The 16,691-nt window shown below is 69.3% G+C and carries 18 protein-coding genes; 7 read left to right on the top strand and 11 right to left on the bottom strand.

Going from position 1 to position 16,691, the window contains the following annotated elements; all coding sequences use genetic code 11:
* The first annotated feature begins 117 nt into the window (after positions 1-117).
* Both LGM56_RS08560 and LGM56_RS08555 read left to right on the top strand, forming a co-directional pair.
* Positions 118-537, top strand: a complete 420-nt coding sequence (locus LGM56_RS08560) for an MbcA/ParS/Xre antitoxin family protein (RefSeq protein ID WP_011355846.1) — start codon at positions 118-120, stop codon at positions 535-537.
* 2 nt (positions 538-539) lie between these two features.
* Complete coding sequence (locus LGM56_RS08555) at positions 540-1,235, top strand: RES family NAD+ phosphorylase (RefSeq protein WP_089497423.1); 696 nt, start codon at positions 540-542, stop codon at positions 1,233-1,235.
* Positions 1,236-1,290: 55 nt separating this feature from the next.
* On the opposite strand, the gene LGM56_RS08550 is transcribed toward LGM56_RS08555, so the two are convergent.
* The gene (locus LGM56_RS08550) at positions 1,291-2,022 is read right to left on the bottom strand and encodes a metallophosphoesterase (RefSeq protein WP_089497422.1); all 732 of its coding nucleotides are present in this window, start codon (positions 2,020-2,022) and stop codon (positions 1,291-1,293) included.
* Between the two features lie 139 nt (positions 2,023-2,161).
* On the opposite strand from LGM56_RS08550, the gene LGM56_RS08545 reads away from it, so the two are divergent.
* Complete coding sequence (locus tag LGM56_RS08545; protein ID WP_039360521.1) at positions 2,162-2,815, top strand: DUF1345 domain-containing protein; 654 nt, start codon at positions 2,162-2,164, stop codon at positions 2,813-2,815.
* 24 nt (positions 2,816-2,839) lie between these two features.
* Here the strand turns inward: LGM56_RS08545 and LGM56_RS08540 are convergent, their stop codons facing one another.
* Complete coding sequence (locus LGM56_RS08540; RefSeq protein ID WP_089497421.1) at positions 2,840-3,508, bottom strand: glutathione S-transferase; 669 nt, start codon at positions 3,506-3,508, stop codon at positions 2,840-2,842.
* A gap of 108 nt (positions 3,509-3,616) precedes the next feature.
* Positions 3,617-4,324 carry a class I SAM-dependent methyltransferase gene (locus tag LGM56_RS08535; RefSeq protein WP_226204123.1) on the bottom strand — a complete coding sequence of 236 codons (708 nt, stop codon included), beginning with the start codon at positions 4,322-4,324 and terminating at the stop codon, positions 3,617-3,619.
* 309 nt (positions 4,325-4,633) lie between these two features.
* Here LGM56_RS08535 and LGM56_RS08530 point away from each other — a divergent pair, with 309 nt between their 5' ends.
* Positions 4,634-6,286 (top strand): DUF3459 domain-containing protein, encoded by a 1,653-nt coding sequence (locus LGM56_RS08530; protein WP_226204238.1) that lies wholly within the window; start codon positions 4,634-4,636, stop codon positions 6,284-6,286.
* Between the two features lie 72 nt (positions 6,287-6,358).
* Here the strand turns inward: LGM56_RS08530 and LGM56_RS08525 are convergent, their stop codons facing one another.
* From LGM56_RS08525 to LGM56_RS08505, 5 genes are all read right to left on the bottom strand, one after another.
* Entirely contained in the window at positions 6,359-6,943 is a 585-nt protein-coding gene (locus LGM56_RS08525; protein ID WP_226204121.1) for a thiamine phosphate synthase, read from the bottom strand.
* A gap of 22 nt (positions 6,944-6,965) precedes the next feature.
* Positions 6,966-8,309 carry a hemolysin family protein gene (locus LGM56_RS08520; protein WP_089497418.1) on the bottom strand — a complete coding sequence of 448 codons (1,344 nt, stop codon included), beginning with the start codon at positions 8,307-8,309 and terminating at the stop codon, positions 6,966-6,968.
* 76 nt (positions 8,310-8,385) lie between these two features.
* Positions 8,386-9,165 carry a sensor histidine kinase gene (locus tag LGM56_RS08515; RefSeq protein WP_226204118.1) on the bottom strand — a complete coding sequence of 260 codons (780 nt, stop codon included), beginning with the start codon at positions 9,163-9,165 and terminating at the stop codon, positions 8,386-8,388.
* A gap of 67 nt (positions 9,166-9,232) precedes the next feature.
* Positions 9,233-10,156 carry a DMT family transporter gene (locus LGM56_RS08510; protein WP_089497416.1) on the bottom strand — a complete coding sequence of 308 codons (924 nt, stop codon included), beginning with the start codon at positions 10,154-10,156 and terminating at the stop codon, positions 9,233-9,235.
* A 40-nt stretch (positions 10,157-10,196) separates the two neighbouring features.
* Positions 10,197-11,054, bottom strand: a complete 858-nt coding sequence (locus LGM56_RS08505) for a LysR family transcriptional regulator (RefSeq protein ID WP_039358052.1) — start codon at positions 11,052-11,054, stop codon at positions 10,197-10,199.
* 115 nt (positions 11,055-11,169) lie between these two features.
* On the opposite strand from LGM56_RS08505, the gene LGM56_RS08500 reads away from it, so the two are divergent.
* From LGM56_RS08500 to LGM56_RS08490, 3 genes are all read left to right on the top strand, one after another.
* The gene (locus LGM56_RS08500) at positions 11,170-11,553 is read left to right on the top strand and encodes a tautomerase family protein (RefSeq protein WP_089497415.1); all 384 of its coding nucleotides are present in this window, start codon (positions 11,170-11,172) and stop codon (positions 11,551-11,553) included.
* 126 nt (positions 11,554-11,679) lie between these two features.
* Positions 11,680-13,314 carry a CHAD domain-containing protein gene (locus LGM56_RS08495; protein ID WP_226204115.1) on the top strand — a complete coding sequence of 545 codons (1,635 nt, stop codon included), beginning with the start codon at positions 11,680-11,682 and terminating at the stop codon, positions 13,312-13,314.
* Positions 13,315-13,362: 48 nt separating this feature from the next.
* Positions 13,363-14,199 carry a TOBE domain-containing protein gene (locus tag LGM56_RS08490; RefSeq protein WP_226204113.1) on the top strand — a complete coding sequence of 279 codons (837 nt, stop codon included), beginning with the start codon at positions 13,363-13,365 and terminating at the stop codon, positions 14,197-14,199.
* Positions 14,200-14,366: 167 nt separating this feature from the next.
* On the opposite strand, the gene LGM56_RS08485 is transcribed toward LGM56_RS08490, so the two are convergent.
* The 3 genes from LGM56_RS08485 to modA are packed head-to-tail and all read right to left on the bottom strand — an operon-like array spanning position 14,367 to position 16,612.
* Positions 14,367-15,068, bottom strand: coding sequence for a sulfate/molybdate ABC transporter ATP-binding protein (locus LGM56_RS08485; RefSeq protein ID WP_089474419.1), 702 nt, complete (start codon positions 15,066-15,068; stop codon positions 14,367-14,369).
* Positions 15,069-15,123: 55 nt separating this feature from the next.
* Positions 15,124-15,801 (bottom strand): molybdate ABC transporter permease subunit, encoded by a 678-nt coding sequence (gene modB, locus LGM56_RS08480; protein ID WP_226204109.1) that lies wholly within the window; start codon positions 15,799-15,801, stop codon positions 15,124-15,126.
* Between the two features lie 10 nt (positions 15,802-15,811).
* The gene (gene modA / locus LGM56_RS08475) at positions 15,812-16,612 is read right to left on the bottom strand and encodes a molybdate ABC transporter substrate-binding protein (RefSeq protein ID WP_089432359.1); all 801 of its coding nucleotides are present in this window, start codon (positions 16,610-16,612) and stop codon (positions 15,812-15,814) included.
* Positions 16,613-16,691 lie beyond the last annotated feature (79 nt).

Below are 16,691 nucleotides of genomic sequence, written 5' to 3'. Positions count from 1 at the left end.
AGAATGGACAAAAAATATCGTTTGGTCGGAGGAGCGGATCGATCGGCGGTCTCGACCCTTGCAAAAATACGAAAATGGACTAATCTTGTTAGTAAATTCGTTTCGAGACTAACGATCATGTCACAGCCCGCCTATGAATCGCACTCCGCCCCGCCGCAGGCCTCGGTCGCGCAGATGTCGGCGGCCGGCCTGCGCGCGTTTTTCAACATCGCGCGCGACTGGGAACTGACGATCGACGAGCAGATCGTGCTGCTCGGGTCGCCCGGCCGTTCGACGTTCTTCAAGTGGAAGGCCACGCCGGAATCGGCGCGGCTGCCGCGCGATACGCTCGAACGGCTATCGCTGTTGCTCGGCATCTACAAGGCACTGCAGATCCTGCTGCCGCAGCCGGCCGCGGCCGATGCGTGGGTCAAGCGGCCCAACGACGCGGCGCCGTTCGGCGGCAAGCGCGCACTCGACCGGATGCTCGCCGGCAACGTCGGCGATCTGGTCGCCGTCCGGCAATATCTCGACGCGATGCGAGGTGGCTGGGCGTGACCATGCCGATCCAAGCACAACAATGGCCCACGACCGCGGTCGACTGGGCGCCAGCCTATCGTGTGATCCCCACCCGTTTCCCGGCGATCAACCTCTTCGACCGCGTGGCCTCGGCGGACGATTTCGACGCGCTTTACGCACTCGAATCGCTGACCAACGACCGCATCCGCAACGAAGTCGGCACGCTCGACCTCGTGCCGCCCGCCGAGCGCCGCTACGGGCAGGGCTGGGGACCGATCATGGCCGCGTTCACGCATCTGAATCCGCAGGGCAGCCGCTTTTCCGACGGCAGCTACGGCGTGTTCTACTGCGCGCGTTCGCGCGATACGGCGATCGCCGAAACGCGGTATCACAGCGCGTTGTTCCTGGAAGCGACGAGGGAGCCGCCGATGCGCCAGCAAATGCGGCTCTATACGGTGATCGCGCAGGGCGACGTGGCCGACATACGCGTGTGGCCCAAACGCGATCCGGCGCTGCTGCATCCGCTCGATTACAGCGCCGGGCAGGCGCTCGGTCGCGCGGTGCGCAATGCGGGCGGCGCGGGCATCGTCTATCCGTCGGTGCGCGACCCGCGCGGCGAGTGCCTGGCGGCGTTCCGCACCGCGCTGCTGCGCGACTGCCATCACGCGGCCTACCTCGAATACAACTGGAACGGCTCGGCCGTCGATGCGGTGTTCGAACTGAACCAGGTGGGCTAGGGCCTGCTCGCGGGCGTCAGCACCTATTAGCATCTATCAGCGCATATCAGCCGCCTCAAGGCAGCGGCCAGTCGCCCGCATGGCGCTCGCGTGCCTCGGCCTGCGTCATCGACCAGGTGCGCCCGGTGCGCGGCTCGGCGAGCGTGAGCCGCCCGGCCGGTGCGAACGCGCCCGTGTCGATGAACCACTGCGCGCCGATCCGCTGTGGCGCGCGCACCGGCGTGTGCCCGGTGCAGGTCAGCGACAGCCCGGCCTGCCGCGCCGGATCGGCGAGCCCCTGGACGAGATCGCGGCCCCAGATCAGCCGCTCGCGCACGTCGTGCGCATAGCTGCCGGTGTCGAGATCGGCGTCCGAGCCGAAGAATTCCGCGTGCAGTACGTTGAAGCGCCCGGGGCCGTCGCCGATCACGCGCACCAGTGGCAGCGCGTCGATGCGTGCCGCATGCGCGTGCAGCCGTTCCGGCGGCAGGTCGGCACCCCAGTCGCCGCCGATCCCGCGCCACGCGTCGGGCGACAGCTTGCCGCGCGCCACGAGGCTCAGCACTTCCTCGTGATTGCCGCGCACGACGTGGCACCACGGGCGGTCGAGCAGGTCGAGCGTGGTTTCGGAGGCCGGGCCGCGGTCGACGAGGTCGCCGACCGAGAACAGGCGGTCGCGGGCCGGATCGAAGCGGATGTCGTGCAGCAGCGCGCGCAGCACATCCACGCAGCCGTGCAGGTCGCCAACGACGAAGTCGCGGCCGACCGTGTTCGCCGGATGGCGGCAGAGGGGGGCGATGGCAGTCATCCCAATATCTTAGGCGCTTGCGTCCCCATCGCCACGTCACGATGGAATGGCGATAATCGGGACAATACCCGCCGGTGCGGCGCGGCGGGCAGTCCCGCGCGCCGGCCGAACCCTTTCCATTTGCTTTCGGAATCACATGATGACGATTTATCCGCAGGTATTACGCAACCGGCCGCGCATGGTCGCGGCGTTCGTCGCCGGCTTGCTGTGCGCGGTACTGCTGCCGTTTCCGCTGCGTCCGACCGTACGGGCGCTGATCGGCTGGGATTGCGCGGTCTGGCTGTATCTCGCGCTGATGTGGGTGCGCATGGTCACCGCGCATCATGACCAGGTGCGCGACATCGCGATTCGCGAGGACGAAAACGCGACGACCGTGCTGACCATCGTGTCCCTTGCGACCGTCGCGAGCGTGGCCGCGATCGCGATCGAGCTCGCGACCGTCAAAAGCGTCGGCTTTCGCGCGGGGCTCAGCCACTACGCGATCACGGGCGCGACGCTGTTCGGCGCGTGGTTCATGATTCCGACGATTTTCACGCTGCACTATGCGCGCCTCTATTACGGCTCGCCCGGCAACGACCGCGCGCTTCGTTTCCCGGACCGGAGCCCGGAGCCCGATTACTGGGATTTCCTGTATTTCGCGTTCACGATCGCGGTCGCGTCGCAGACGGCCGACGTGTCGATGACGAACCGCTCCGCGCGGCGCTCGGTACTCGCGCAGTCGATCCTGTCGTTCTACTTCAACATGGCCGTGCTCGGGCTGTCGATCAACGTCGCGGCGGGCCTGCTGAGCTGATGCAGGCCAGGGCGATTCGCCGCGTTACTTGAGCAGGTCGTACGGGCCGCCGCGTTCCAGCGCCCGCTGGTACGCGGGCCGCGCGTGGATCGCATCGAGGAAACGTGCGATTGCCGGATAGCGGCTGCCGCCCCCGCGCGCGGTCGCGGCTTCGAGCGGAAAGCTCATCTGGATGTCGGCTGCGCTGAAACCGTCGCCGACGAACCAGCCAGTGCGGCTCAACGTGTCGTTGACATAGCCGAGATGCAGCGCGATCTGCGGATCGACGAAGCTCGATTGCAGCGTGTCGGCGATCTTGCGTGCGATCGGCCGTGCGAAGAACGGCATCGGCGCGTGTGCGATCCGCAGCGCGACGAGCTTGAGCAGCAGCGGCGGCATCGCCGACCCTTCCGCGTAGTGCAGCCAGTACGTGAAGTCGTGCCGCTCGGGCGTGCCGGGCGGCGGCGCCAGGCGCCCGTTGCCGTAGCGTTCGACCAGGTATTCGATGATCGCGCCCGATTCGGCATACGTGCGGCCTTCGTCGGTGACGACCGGCGACTTGCCGAGCGGATGGATCGCGCGCAATTCGGGCGGCGCGAGCATCGTTTTCGGGTCGCGCGCGTAGCGCACGATCTCGTACGGCACATCCAGTTCTTCGAGCAGCCAGAGCACGCGCTGCGAGCGCGAGTTGTTCAGGTGATGGACGGTGAGCATGTCGACGCTGGGAGTGGGGGCGGGAACGACATCATACCCAGCGCATAGGGCGCGTACGCGAAACGCGCCGCGCGCCGTGACGAACGGCGTCTAGACGACCGCGTCTGGTCAGCCGCCCCGCACCGCGATCCAAGCACCCCAGAACAGGCTCGCGAAAAAGCGCAGCGGCGCATCGAAGCCCGCATCGCGCAGCAGGCCGAACACGGCTTCCTCTGACGCGGGCGGATCGGCGCCCTGCAGGATCTTCGCGAGTTGCGCGCGCACCGCGTCGGGCGTCGTACCTTTCATGCGCCAGCGCTGCTGCCACGCGCCGAGCAGGCGAGGGTGGTCCGCGTAGCGGCGATGGTTGCCGGCGAGCACGAGCGGCGCGCCGGGTTTCAGGCGCCGCGCGATCGCATGCAGCAGCGCCGCCTTCGCTTCGTCGCCGGGGACGTGGTGCAGCACGCCGATCAGCGTCGCGCCGTCGAACGCGGGCGTGTCGGGCAACGCCTCGACGCTGTCCTCGACGAATGCCGTGCGTGCGCCGAAACCCGCGGCCTCGACGTTCGAGCGCGCGAGCGCGAGCATCGGCGCGGACGGGTCGACGGCCGTGAATTGCCAGCCCGGCTCGAGCGCGGCCGCCACGCAGATTTCCTGCCCGGTGCCGCCCGCGCCGGCGACGAGGATTCGCGCGTCGGGCGCCGCGATCGCCGACGCGAGCATGCACGCGGTGAGTTCGTGGCAGGCATCGTAGCCGGCGAGTGCGATGCGGGATTGCTCGGCGTATTCGTGCGCGCGTGCCGGATCGAATTTGGCGGCGCTGGCGGGAAGCGACATGGCGGGTTCCTCGGGTCGGGCGCGGACGTCGTGTCCGCGAGCATGGCGCAGAGCGTAAGCGTGCGCGGCCGGTGCAACAAGGCGAGCAACCATTCCGGTATGGCGGCTACCCGACTCGTCGGGACCGGCGGGATTGCGGGTTTTCCCGGGGTCGATTCGTATTTAAAAATGTCCGGGCGCGATGCATCGCGGTAGCGAATCCGGCGCATACTCGTTTCTCTCCCCCCGCCTGGCCGTCGCATGCCGGGCCCCGATGCGCCGCGCCCCGCTGGCGCGGCCATGCCGCTCGGCACGCACGAGGAGTGCATGATGTCCGATTGTCCGCACGATCCGTATGCGCAGCACTACATTCACTGCTTGCCGTTCGGCGCCCAGCCCTGTGGCGCGCTCTGCGCGACGCCGCGCACGCATTTTCGCGTGTGGGCGCCGGGCAGCACGCAGGTCCAGCTCGAACTCGATACCGGCTTCGGCCCGTTGCTCGTCCCGATGACGGCGGCCGGCACGAACTGGTTCGAAGTCTTTGCCGATTGCGGTGCGGGTGCGCTTTATCGCTATCGCCTCGACGATGCGGTATCGATTCCCGATCCCGCGTCGCGCTCGCAACCCGAAGGGCTCAACGGCCCGAGCGAGGTCATCGATCCGCGCGCGTTCACGTGGCGCAACACGTTCTGGCACGGGCGCGCATGGGAAGACATCGCGCTCTATGCGATTCGCCCGCACGCGGTGGGCGGCTTCGACGGCGTGCGCCGGCGCCTGCCGCAACTCGCGCGGCTCGGCGTGACCGCGCTGGAGCTGCTCGCGTCGCCGCACGACAGCCTGCCGTTCGCGCCGCTCGCGGCGGAAGGCGGCCCCGACGCGCTGAAGGCGCTGATCGACGACGCGCACGGCTACGGTCTCGCGGTGCTGCTGGAGCTCGATTACGCGCGCTTCGGCAGCGGCACCGAGGCGCTGCGCCACTACGCGGCGCCGTTCTTCCATACGCGTGACGATCCGCTCCAGGCGCCGCCGCTCGCGCTCGATCATCCGGAAGTCTGCGATTTCTTCTGCGACAACGCGCTGTACTGGATCGACGAATACCGTTGCGACGGGCTGCGCCTGCGCGAAGCCGACCGGATCGGCGTGTCCTGGCTGCGCGAGATCGCGGATCGCGTGCGCGCGGCCGTGCCGGCCGACCGCCTGATCCATCTCGTCCTCGGCAGCGAGCGGCATCCGGCGCATCTTGCCGATACCCATTTCGATGCACAGTGGAACGGGTGCGGCGAACGCGCGCTGCACCGGCTGACGGGGCGCGATACGTCGGCCCACGAAGGCATTTCCACGCACCAGTCGATCCACACGCTCGCCCGCGCGCTGACCGCGGCCGGAGCCGCATTCCAGCCGGCCGGGTCGGGGGAAGGCATGGCCGCCGACGGCGGGCTGTCGTTGACGTCGCTGGTGCTGTCCGATGGCGCGTGGCGCGACTGCGGGCAGGGCGACCACGGGCAGGCGGCCGGTCTGGCCGCACTGGCGCTGTCGCTGCTCACGCCGCAGATCCCGTTGATATTCGACGAAACCGCGCGCGATGCCGATCGCGCGCATTTCGTGCAGTCGGCGCTCGCGGTGCGCGCGAAGCTGATCGCGCCGCGATTGTCCGATTGCCGGCCGCAGGAAGCGCGTGCGCTGAAGTCGGACGGCGACGGCGATGCCGACGCGCTGCTCGCATCCTGGCGGCTCGCCGACGACGAGACGCTGACGATCGCGTTGAACCTGTCGCCCGACGCGGTGCCGTTCGATGCGCCGAGCGGGCGAGTCGTGTTCGAGACGCCGGCGCGTGCGCGCGACCGGGTCGATGAAGGCGTGTTGCCGCCGTATGCGCTCGTCGCGTGGCTGACGGGTGACGTCAACCGGTATGCGCTCACGCACGACGCGCGTCGCATCGATGACGGTGCCTGGCGCGGCATGCGTCCGAACTTGAACGCATGACGACGTGAGCGGGCAAGCGTTTGAGCAGCCGGGCGCATCTGCGCCCGGCTGCACCGCAGGGCAATCTCCGAACTACCAGAACCCGCGAATGCCTGCGATGCCGTAGGCGCCGTGGCGGCGTGCATCGTCGAGGTGGAGACGTGTCATGCCGCCGAGCGCGAAGACGGGCATGGCGGCCTCGGCGGCCAGCGCGCCGAACCGTGTCCAGCCGAGCGCCGGCGCACCGGGATGGCTGAGCGTCGGCAACACGGGCGACAGCGTGACGAAATCCGCACCGGCGCGCGCGGCCAGCAGCAGATCGTCGCGCGTGTGACAGGCGGCGGACACCCATCTTCCGGCCGGCAACGGCCGCTGCGTGGCCGCGCGCAACGCGGTGCCGTCGAGATGCCAGCCGGCGCCGCCGAGTCGCATCACGCCGGCCGCATCGGTTGGCCCGTTCAGCATCAGGTGCGCGCCGGTCGCGTCGCAGCGCGCGAGCGCTTCGGTGGCGAGTCGCGCGAACGCGGCTGCATCGAGCGACTTCACGCGGAGTTGCACGAGCGTCTCGCCGCGCGCGAGCACGGCCGACAGCCGGTCGAGGAACGCCGCGCAATCGGCCGCCGACGCGGACGCCGGCTCCGGCGTGATCACGCAGCAGCGCGGCAGCGTGGCGTTCATCGCGTGCGGCGCAGCGCGGCCGTCATTCGTCGGCCTCTTTCGAGATCTTCGGGTAGACGCGCACGAGCACGATGCGCGGCCCGTTCATCTTCTTCACGACGACGTCGAAGCGGTCGAACGACACGCGCTGCCCTTCGGTCGGCAGGTCGCTGAGCGCCTGGATCACGAGGCCGCCGACCGATTCCGCGCGGCCTTCGTCGATGTCGATGCCGAGCGCCTGCTCGAGCGACACGACGGGCAGGCTGCCCTTGCCCATCAGCGTGCCGTCGTCGAGGCGGCTCCAGTCGGCGTCGCCCTGGCGGAATTCGTCGTGGATCTGGCCGACCAGCGCGCCGAGCAGGTTGTCGAGCGTCAGGAAGCCGATCGGCTTCTCGCCCTTGTTGCCGACCAGCGCGAAGTGCGGCGCGCCCTTGCGGAAGCGGCGGAACAGGTCGAGCGCGGGCGTGTCGGGCCGCACGTACTGCACGGGGCGGACGTAGTCCGACAGGTCTTCCAGCGCCGCGCCCGCGTGACGCGCGAGCAGCAGGTCCTTCAGGTGGATCAGCCCGCTCACCTGTTCGCGCGACGCATCCTCGAACAGCGGATAGCGGCTGAAGCGGTGCCGCGCGACGATTTCCATGTTGTCGGGCAGCGGCAGGTCGCGGCGCAGGCCGATCATTTCATGGGCCGGCCGCATCAGGTCCGACACCGTCATCGACGAAAAGTCGAGCGAATGCGCGAGCGTGTTCCATTCGTCGTTGCTGTACGTGCCGCGCGCCGGCTGGGCCGGATTGCCGGCCGTGCTGCGGCGGCTGCGCAGGATCAGCTTCAGCTCGTCGGTCGAGTAGTGGGCGTCGCTGCCGTGGTCGGCGGACAGCCCCGCGAGCCGCAGCACCGCGTTGGCGCTGTTGTTGAGCACCCAGATCGCCGGATACATCGCCCAGTAGAACGCATAGAGCGGCAGCGCGACCCACAGGCCGATCTTTTCCGGCTGGCGGATCGCCATCGATTTCGGCGCCAGCTCGCCGACGACGATGTGCAGGAACGAGATCAGCGAGAACGCGAACACCAGCGAGATCAGGTGCACGACGCGTTCGGATTCCACGCCGATCAGGTCGAGCAACGGGCCGAGCAGTTGCGCGAAGGCCGGTTCGCCGACCCAGCCGAGGCCGAGCGACGCAAGCGTGATGCCGAGCTGGCACGCGGAAAGATACGCGTCGAGCCGGCCGTGCACGATGCCGAGGATGCGGCCGCGCAGGCCGTGCTTGCGGGCCAGTGTCTTGACGCGCGTGGCGCGCAGTTTGACGAGGCCGAATTCGGCCGCGACGAAGAACCCGTTCAGGGCCACCAGGAACAACGCGCCGATGAGCGCGAAGATCTGTAACAAAGAAGCACTCCGGTTATGACAGGCCCGTCAGTATAGAGCCAGAAAGGAATTTGTAATGTGTCGGGCGGCCGATTGCTTACACCGGCGCCTCACCGGAAACGGAGAGCGTGATGGCGGCCGTGGCGCCATCGGCGAACGCGTCGTGCGCGAACGTGCCGCCGTGCGCGAGCGCGACGCGCTGGCAAAGCGCGAGCGTCCAGGCGACGCGCTTGGCGTCGCGCTCGCGCAGCATCTCGCGCCGCGCGAACGATTCGAATGCATGCGGTTGCGCGGGATCGGCGAGCGCGTCGGCGTTGACGGTACACGTGGCGCGCGCGGTGAACTGCAGGCCGTCGCGCGCGCACGCAAACGTCACGCGGCTGCCGGCGGCGCTGGCTTCGACCGCGGCCGTGAGCATCGTCCAGAGCGCCTGTGCGATGCGTTCGCGGTCGGCGGTCAGCGGCAGGTCGCCGGCCGGCAGCGTCGCGTCGAGCGCGACCTGCCGGGCGTCGGCGAGCGTGAAACGGGCGAGCGCGATCGTGTCGTCGAGCAGCGCGCGCAGCGCGAACGGCTGCGGCCTGACGGCGAGCGTGCGCGTTTCGGCGCGCGGCGCGTCGAGCACGTCGTCGATCAGCGCAACCTGCTGGTCGATGCCCGTGCGGATCCCCGCGAGCGCGCGCTGCAGGTTCGGATCGGCGTTGGCGAGCTGGCGCTCGAGCACGTACGCCCAGCTATGCATCGCGTTCAGCGGGCTGCGCAGGTCGTGCGACGCGGTGGAGAGCGCCTGGTCGCGCAGGAACAGCGCCGCCTGGGTGGCGTAATGCGCTGCGCGTTCGCGCAGCAGGTCGGCGGCGGGATCGACGGTAGTGGACGTCACGGAGCTGGCCTGTCGGAAGCGGTTGGCGTGGAAGTCACGCGAACCGTCATTATAGGGACGGTGCGTGTCACGCCGGCAGCGCGTCTTCGTCCTTTTTCCGGGCGTCGCCGTTCGGCAGCAGCTGGCACGCGAGCAGGCCGGCCAGCATCAGCGCGCAGCCGACGAGCGCGCGCAGCGTCAGCGTTTCGCCGAGCGCGGCCCAGCCGGCGATCGCCGCGAACACGCCTTCCATGCTGAAGATCACGGCCGCGTGCGCGGGCGCCGCGTCGCGTTGCGCGACGACCTGCATCGTATAGCCGACCCCGACCGACAGCAGGCCGCCGTACAGCAGCGTCGGCAGCGCGTTGCGCAGCATCGTGCCGCTGACCGGCTCGATGACGAGGCCGATCGCGAGGCACGCCGCGCCGCACACGACGAACTGCATGAACGCGAGCACGAGCGGATTGTGGCGCTTCGCGAAATGGCCGACGGCCATCACGTGCGCGGCGATGATCACGGCGCCGGCGAGCTGGAACCAGTCGCCGTACAGCACCGAGAATTGCTCGTTGATGCTGAGGAAATACAGGCCGATCGCCGCGAGCAGCGCGCCGAACCACGTGCCCGGGCCGATCCGGTGACGGGCGAACACGCCCATCAGCGGCACGATCACGACGTACAGCGAGCTGATGAAGCCCGCGTTGGCGATGCGCGTGTACTGCAGGCCGATCTGCTGCAGCGAAATCGATACCGCCAGCAGCCCGCCGAGCGCGAGGCCCGGCAGCAGCAGCGTCGGCTCGCGGCGGATCGCCACGAGTTGCGTGCGCGACGCCGTGTTCAGCATCAGCAGCGGCACCAGCACCAGCGCGCCGAGCAGGAAACGGAGCCCCGTGAACAGGAACGGCCCGATCACGTCGAGACTCAGGCGCTGGGCGACGAACGCCGAACCCCAGATCGCGGCGGCGGCGAGCATCAGCAGGTTGGCGCGGAGGTGCTTGCGGGCGTCGGGCGTCATGGAATTCTTCTGGAGATTGCGGGCGGCGAAACCCGTTAGTTTACGCCGAGATTGCAAGGCTGTCGGCAAACCTGCGCAATGCGGCGCCGGCACGTGCGTCGCGTACGCGCGAATACAGCACGACCTGCGACAGCGGCAGCGGCGGCAGCCCGAATTTCGCGCCGACGTCGACCAGCGTGCGCGGCGCGACCCGCCGCGCCAGCGGGCAGACGGCGAGCCCCGCGGCGGCGGCGGCCGTGACCGCCGCCACGCCGCCGCCCGTAAAGCGCTCGCGCCACGGCCGCCCCGCATGGTCGAGCGCGCGCAGCGCGGCGGCCCGCACGCCGCACGGGCCGGCCAGCACCGCGAGCGGCAGCGGCTCGCCCGCGCGCGGCACCCAGTCCGGCGCGGCGAGCCAGGCCAGCGGTTCGGAAAACAGCAGCGTGCCGTCTTCGCGCGGCGGGTCTTCGCCCGGCTCGTGCCGCACGATCACCGCATCGAACCGGCGTTCGTCGTATTGCGCGAGCAGGTTCGTCGACGTGCCGAGATGCATTTCGAGCGACAACCCGGGATCCTGCCGATGCAGGCTCGTGAGCACGGCCGGCAGGTCGGGCACGGCGACGTGCTCGCTGACGCCGAGCGACAGCCGGTGCGTACCGGCCGAGATCGCGCCCAGCGCGTGATCGTGCGCATCGAGCAGCGCGCGGGCGGCCGGCAGGAAATTCTCGCCGTCGGCGGCCAGCTTGACGACGCGCGGCGTACGCGCGAGCAGCGGCTTGCCGAGGTGGGCCTCCAGCCGCTTCAGCTTCAGGCTGACGGCCGATTGGGTGGTGCCGAGCGCATCGGCGGCGCGCGTGAAGCTGGCGAGATCGGCGACCAGCACGAACGCACGGACGGCATCGAGATCAAGGACTTTCATTTTCGATGTAAATGGATGAAATATTCATCGATGACTGTTCATTATAGTTCGGCGCGCCTAACCTGACGCTGTGTTTCCGTTCTTCAACGTCAACTTCACCGACAGGAGCAGGACCATGCCATTCACCCGTATCGCAGTGCGCGAAGGCAAGCCGGCCGCTTATCGTGCGGCGCTCGTCGACGGCGTGCATCGCGCGCTGATGCACACGTTCAACGTGCCCGAGGACGACATCTTCATGGTCGTCACCGAGCATGCGGCCGAGAACTTCGTGTTCGGTCGTCACTACCTCGATATCGAACGCAGCGACAATCTCGTGATGATCCAGATCACCGCGAACAACACGCGTACGCTCGAGCAAAAGCGGGCGCTGTACCGGGCGATCGCGGACAACCTCGCGCAGCAACCGGGCGTGCGGCAGCAGGACGTATTCATCAGTCTTGTCGAGGTGCTGAAGGAGGACTGGTCGTTCGGCAACGGCCTCGCGCAATACGCCGTTTGACCTGCGACAGCACGACAGGGCCGGATCGTCGCCGGCGAGTTTGGGCGACGTGTACTATGGAAGCAGCTTCACGGTCGACGCCGGCGCGGATGATGCGCCGGCGATTCTTCATGTGCAGGAGCCTCCATGTCGCGTGTGCTGGAAATCGTGTTGTCGCTGTCGCTGGAAGGGTGGCCGGTCAAGGCCGCGAGTCGCGCCCGCGGGGCGCAGCGTGATTTCGGCGCCGAACTCGTGCGGGCGTGGCGGATCTGCCCGCAGGTCCGGATGCGTCGCGGCCATGAGCGTGTGACGATCGAGCCGTGCCAGATCGAGGAGGCCGAGTCGAGCCCCGGCGCGAGCTGGTGGACGTGGGTCGAGTCGAATGCGCACGGCAGGCGGGTGGTCGCGTCGCGCACGACGGCATTTGCGCCAGGCGTCACGGCGCGCGAACTGTTCGACGCGGAGCATGCGGGTATCGCCGTCGCGATGCCGCTGCCCGTGCCCGCGGCGGCCGCTGCCGCCGCCGCCGATGCACCGGCAGATGAAGTGGATGCCGTCGCGCCCGACGCCGCAGTGCCCCCGGCCCCGAGCGTGCAGCCGGAATCGTCGGCGCTGCGTGTCGTCAGCGAACGGCGGCGCGGGCGCTGGGCCGACGACAGCGGCGTCGTGGTCGAGATGACGCTCGACGACGTCACGCTGCATCGCGGCAGCGAGCCGCCGCGCCGCTTCGTCGAGCTGCGCCTTGCGGCGCCCGACTGGGAGACGCTGCCCGCGCGTACCGCCGCGCTGCATGCGCTGTTTGCCGCGGCGCGCGAATTGAGCGGCGCGTGGCCCGCATTCGTGCAATTGACGAGCGTGATCGATCGCGCATGCGCGGCCGAGCCGGCCGCCGACGGGCCCGTCAAGGCCAAGCCCGTCGACCTGACCGGCGTGCGCTCGCAGCGCACCGCGCTGTTCGCGCTGGCCGGCGACATCACCGCGCAGTGGCTCGGCAACGAGGGCGGGGTGCTCGAGCACGACGATCCCGAATTCGTGCACCAGATGCGTGTCGCGCTGCGCCGCCTGCGTACGCTGATGCGCTTCTTTCCGCGCTTTACCGACCGCCAGTGGCGCGACACGCTCGGTGTCGACCTGCGCTGGCTTGCGTCGCTGCTCGGCACGGTGCGCGACTGGGACGTGTTCGCGACCGAAAGCCTGCCCGCGCTGATCGCGGCCGACGGCGGCGACGGCGAGTGGAACGGTACGCTCGACGCCGCGCGTGCGCAGTGCGCGGCCGCGCGGGCCGAGTTGCGCCAGGCGCTGCATTCGGCTCGCTATGCGCGGCTGACGCTCGGCTGGCTCGAGTGGCTGAGCTCGCTTGCGCTGCCGCCGGCCGAGGACGGCGACGCGCCTTCGCTGCGGCGCCACGCGACGAAGCGCGTGCGGCGGCTGTTCGGTCATCTGTACGCGTCACCGTCGCTGACGTCGCTCGACACGGCCGCGCGCCATCAGGTGCGGATCGATGCGAAGCGGCTGCGCTATGCGCTCGAATTCTTCGCGTCGCTGGCGTCGCGCCGCACGCGCACCGACACGGTCAAGACACTCGCGCGCGTGCAGAGCGTGCTCGGCGAAGCGAACGACACGATGGTCGCGCTGCAGCACCTCGAAAAATTGGCTGCGCCGCCGTACCAGCTCGGGTTCGTGCGCGGCTACGGCGCGGCGCTCGAGCAGCGCGCGGCGCGCGACGCCGAGACGTTGCTGGCCAGCCTGCGGCCGCCGAAGCTCGACGGCAAGCCGGGTTGAGCCGCACGCGCTGACTATAATGGCCGCCCGATTTCCCTACGCATCCCGATGACCGACGCACCGCATTCCTTCCCGTCCGCCGAACCGCTCGAACTGGGCGGCGAGCTGTGGCTGCGCGCCGGCGAGCAGACGCTCGGCGGCGCCACGCGCATCGCGTTGCTCGCGGCGATCGGCGACACCGGTTCGATCACGCGCGCGGCGAAGGCCGTCGGCCTCAGCTACAAGGCCGCGTGGGATGCGGTCGACACGATGAACAATCTGGCCGGCGAACCGCTCGTCGCGCGCTCGACGGGCGGCAAGGGCGGCGGCGGTACGACGCTGACGCAGCGTGCGACGTCGCTGATCGCCGCGTTCCGCACGATCGAGCGCGAGCACCGCCGGTTCATCGAGGCCGCGAGCGCGGCCGTGGCCGGGTTCGACGTCGACTGGGCGCTGATCGGCCGGATCGGGATGAAGACCAGCGCCCGCAACCAGTGGTTCGGCAAGGTCGCATCGATCGTGCGCGGCACCGTCAACGACGAGGTCACGCTCACGCTGCCCGGCGGGCAGCCGATCGTTGCCGTGCTGACGCACGAGAGCGCCGATGCGCTCGGCTTGCAGGTCGGCGCGGACGCCTGCGCGCTGGTGAAGGCATCGTGGGTCGTGCTCGCGGTCGACGATGGCGAACCCGAGTTGAAGGTGTCCGTACGGAACCAGTTGCGCGGCAGCGTGGAAACCGTCGCGGCGGGCGCGGTGAACAGCGAGGTGACGCTGGCGCTCGACGGCGGCGGGACGCTGACGGCCGTCGTGACCAACGACAGCGTCGAGGCGTTGCAACTCGACGCCGGCGAGCGGGCGATCGCGCTGTTCAAGGCGTCGAGCGTGATTCTTGCGGTGACGGGCTGACGAAGCAGGCCGGGCGGCGCGCATCGACGATCGTGTGACGGGCGGGGCGAAGCCGGCATCGCACAGCGCCTGCACGGCACCGGCTTCGTTTCCGCTTTCAACCTATGCCGCTATGCGCGGCTTCTCCCAGGCTCCAACCTGCCTGCCACGACCACGGCCTCGCGCGCTCAGGTGACGCGCGTCGGCCACTCGGCGTGCGGCGGAGTCGCCTGCACGCGTCCTTCGCTCAACTGCACGACCTGGTCGCCGAACGCGGCGACGTCGTCGGGGTCGTGCGAGATCAGCACCATCGGGATATCGAGCCGCGCCTGCAACTCGGCGAGCTCGTGACGCATGCGCTGGCGCATGGCGCCGTCGAGCGCCGCGAACGGTTCGTCGAGCAGCAGGATCCGCGGTTGCGCGACCAGTGCGCGCGCCAGCGCGACGCGCTGTTTCTGCCCGCCCGACAATTGCGACGGATACTGCCCCGCGAGCGCCTCGAGATCGAACGCCTGCAGCCAGTACGCGACTTCCGGCGGCACCGTCTTCGCGCGCGGGTTGCGCAGCCCCGACGTGAGCCCGAATGCAATGTTCTGGCGCACGTTCAGATGCGGAAACAGCGCGTAATCCTGGAACAGGTACGCGACGCGCCGCTCGCGGGTCGGCACGTCGATGCGGCGCGCGGCGTCGAACAGCGGCTCGCCGTTCAGCGTGATCGTGCCTTCGTCGGGCGACAGCAGGCCGGCGATCGCCTGCAGCGTCATGCTCTTGCCCGCCCCGGACGGCCCGAACAGCACGACGCGCTGCGTCGTTGCCGTGAACGACATGTCGAGCGTGAAGCGGCGCTCGGCGTTCGCGTAGGTCTTGCGGATGTCGACGACGAGGCTCATGCGTGCCTCCGTCGAAGCCGCCCGATAACGAAAGACGATGAACGAGGCGAGTGCATCATGTCAGCTGGCCCCGCCGGGCACGCGACGGCACGAGCCAGCCGGTCGCGAGCAGCACGAGCACGCAGGTGATCGACGTCACCAGCACGAGGAAGTTGGCCGTATTGTCGTCGCCGGCCTGGACGGCCGCGTAGATCGCGACCGACAGCGTCTGCGTGCGGCCGGGCAGGTTGCCCGCGATCATCAGCGTTGCGCCGAACTCGCCGAGCGCGCGTGCGAACGCGAGCAGCGCACCCGCGAGAATGCCGCGCGTGGCGAGCGGCAGCGTCACGCGGAAAAACACCGCGACTTCGCCGAGCCCGAGCGTGCGCGCCGCGCGTTCGAGGTGCGGATCCACACCTTCGAACGCCGCCCGTGCCGACTTCAGGATCAACGGAAACGCGACGACCATCGACGCGATCACCGCGCCTTGCCACGTGAAGACCAGTTCGATGCCGAGCGTGTCGAGCCACGCGCCGAACACGCCGCGCCGGCCGAGCAGCACGAGCAGGTAATAGCCGAGCACCGTCGGCGGCAGCACGAGCGGCAGCGTCAGCACGGAATCGACGACGTCGCGCAGCGGCGAGCGCCAGCGCGCGAGCATGAACGCGGCCGCGACGCCGAGCATGATGTCGAGCGCGGTTGCCCAGCCGGCAACCTTCAACGACAGCAGCAGCGGTACCCAGGCGTCTTGCATCGCGCTACGCTCACTTGCCCGCGGGCTTGAAGCCGAACGTCGACAGCACGGCCTGGCCCTGCGGCGACGCGACGAAGTCGATGAACGACTGCGCCTGCGCGGCGTGGCGGCTGTCCTTGACCACGGCGATCGGATAGGTGATGGCCGTCTTCGTCGGCACCGTCAGCGCGACCTTCACGCGGCCCGGCATGATCGCGGCGTCGGTGCCGAACACGAAGCCCGCATCGACTTCGCCACGCGCGACATAGTCGAGGCTCTGGCGCACGTTGGCGGCCAGCACGCCCTTCGCGCTGACGGCATCCCACACGCCGGCCGCGCGCAGCGCGCCTTCCGTGTAGCGGCCGACTGGCACCGATGCCGGGTCGCCGTACGCGATGCGCTTCACGCCGGGCGCGGTCAGGTCGTTCAGCGCCGTCGGCGCGGCGGCCTTGCTGTCCGCCGGCACGATCAGCACGAGCGAGTTCGCCGCGAAATCGCGACGCGTGGCGGGCACGATCACCTTTTCGTCCGCCGCGCGATCCATCGCCTTCTGGTCGGCCGACGCGAACACGTCGGCCGGCGCGCCCTTGGCGATCTGCTGCATCAGCACGTCCGACGCGCCGAAGTTGAACAGCACCTTGGTCTCCGGATGCTGCTTCTCGTACGCGTCACCGACGGCCTTGAACGCGTTCGTCAGGCTGGCGGCGGCCGACACGACCAGTTCGTCGGCAGCGGAAGCGGGCGCGCTGAACGCGATACCGGCAGCGGCAAGCGTGGCGATCGGCAGCAGGCGAAGCAGGGTGCGGCGAAGCGGACGGACGGTTGAGCGCATGGTGGATTCGTTTTGAATGGGTGGAAACCGTAATCGTAATATAGGGCGGGTTATAACGCTCGACATACCACTCATGCGA

Source organism: Burkholderia sp. AU38729 (assembly GCF_020419725.1).
Taxonomy (GTDB): domain Bacteria; phylum Pseudomonadota; class Gammaproteobacteria; order Burkholderiales; family Burkholderiaceae; genus Burkholderia.
The sequence above is the reverse complement of the archived record's forward strand: the minus strand, read 5'-3'. Positions and strand labels throughout refer to the sequence as shown.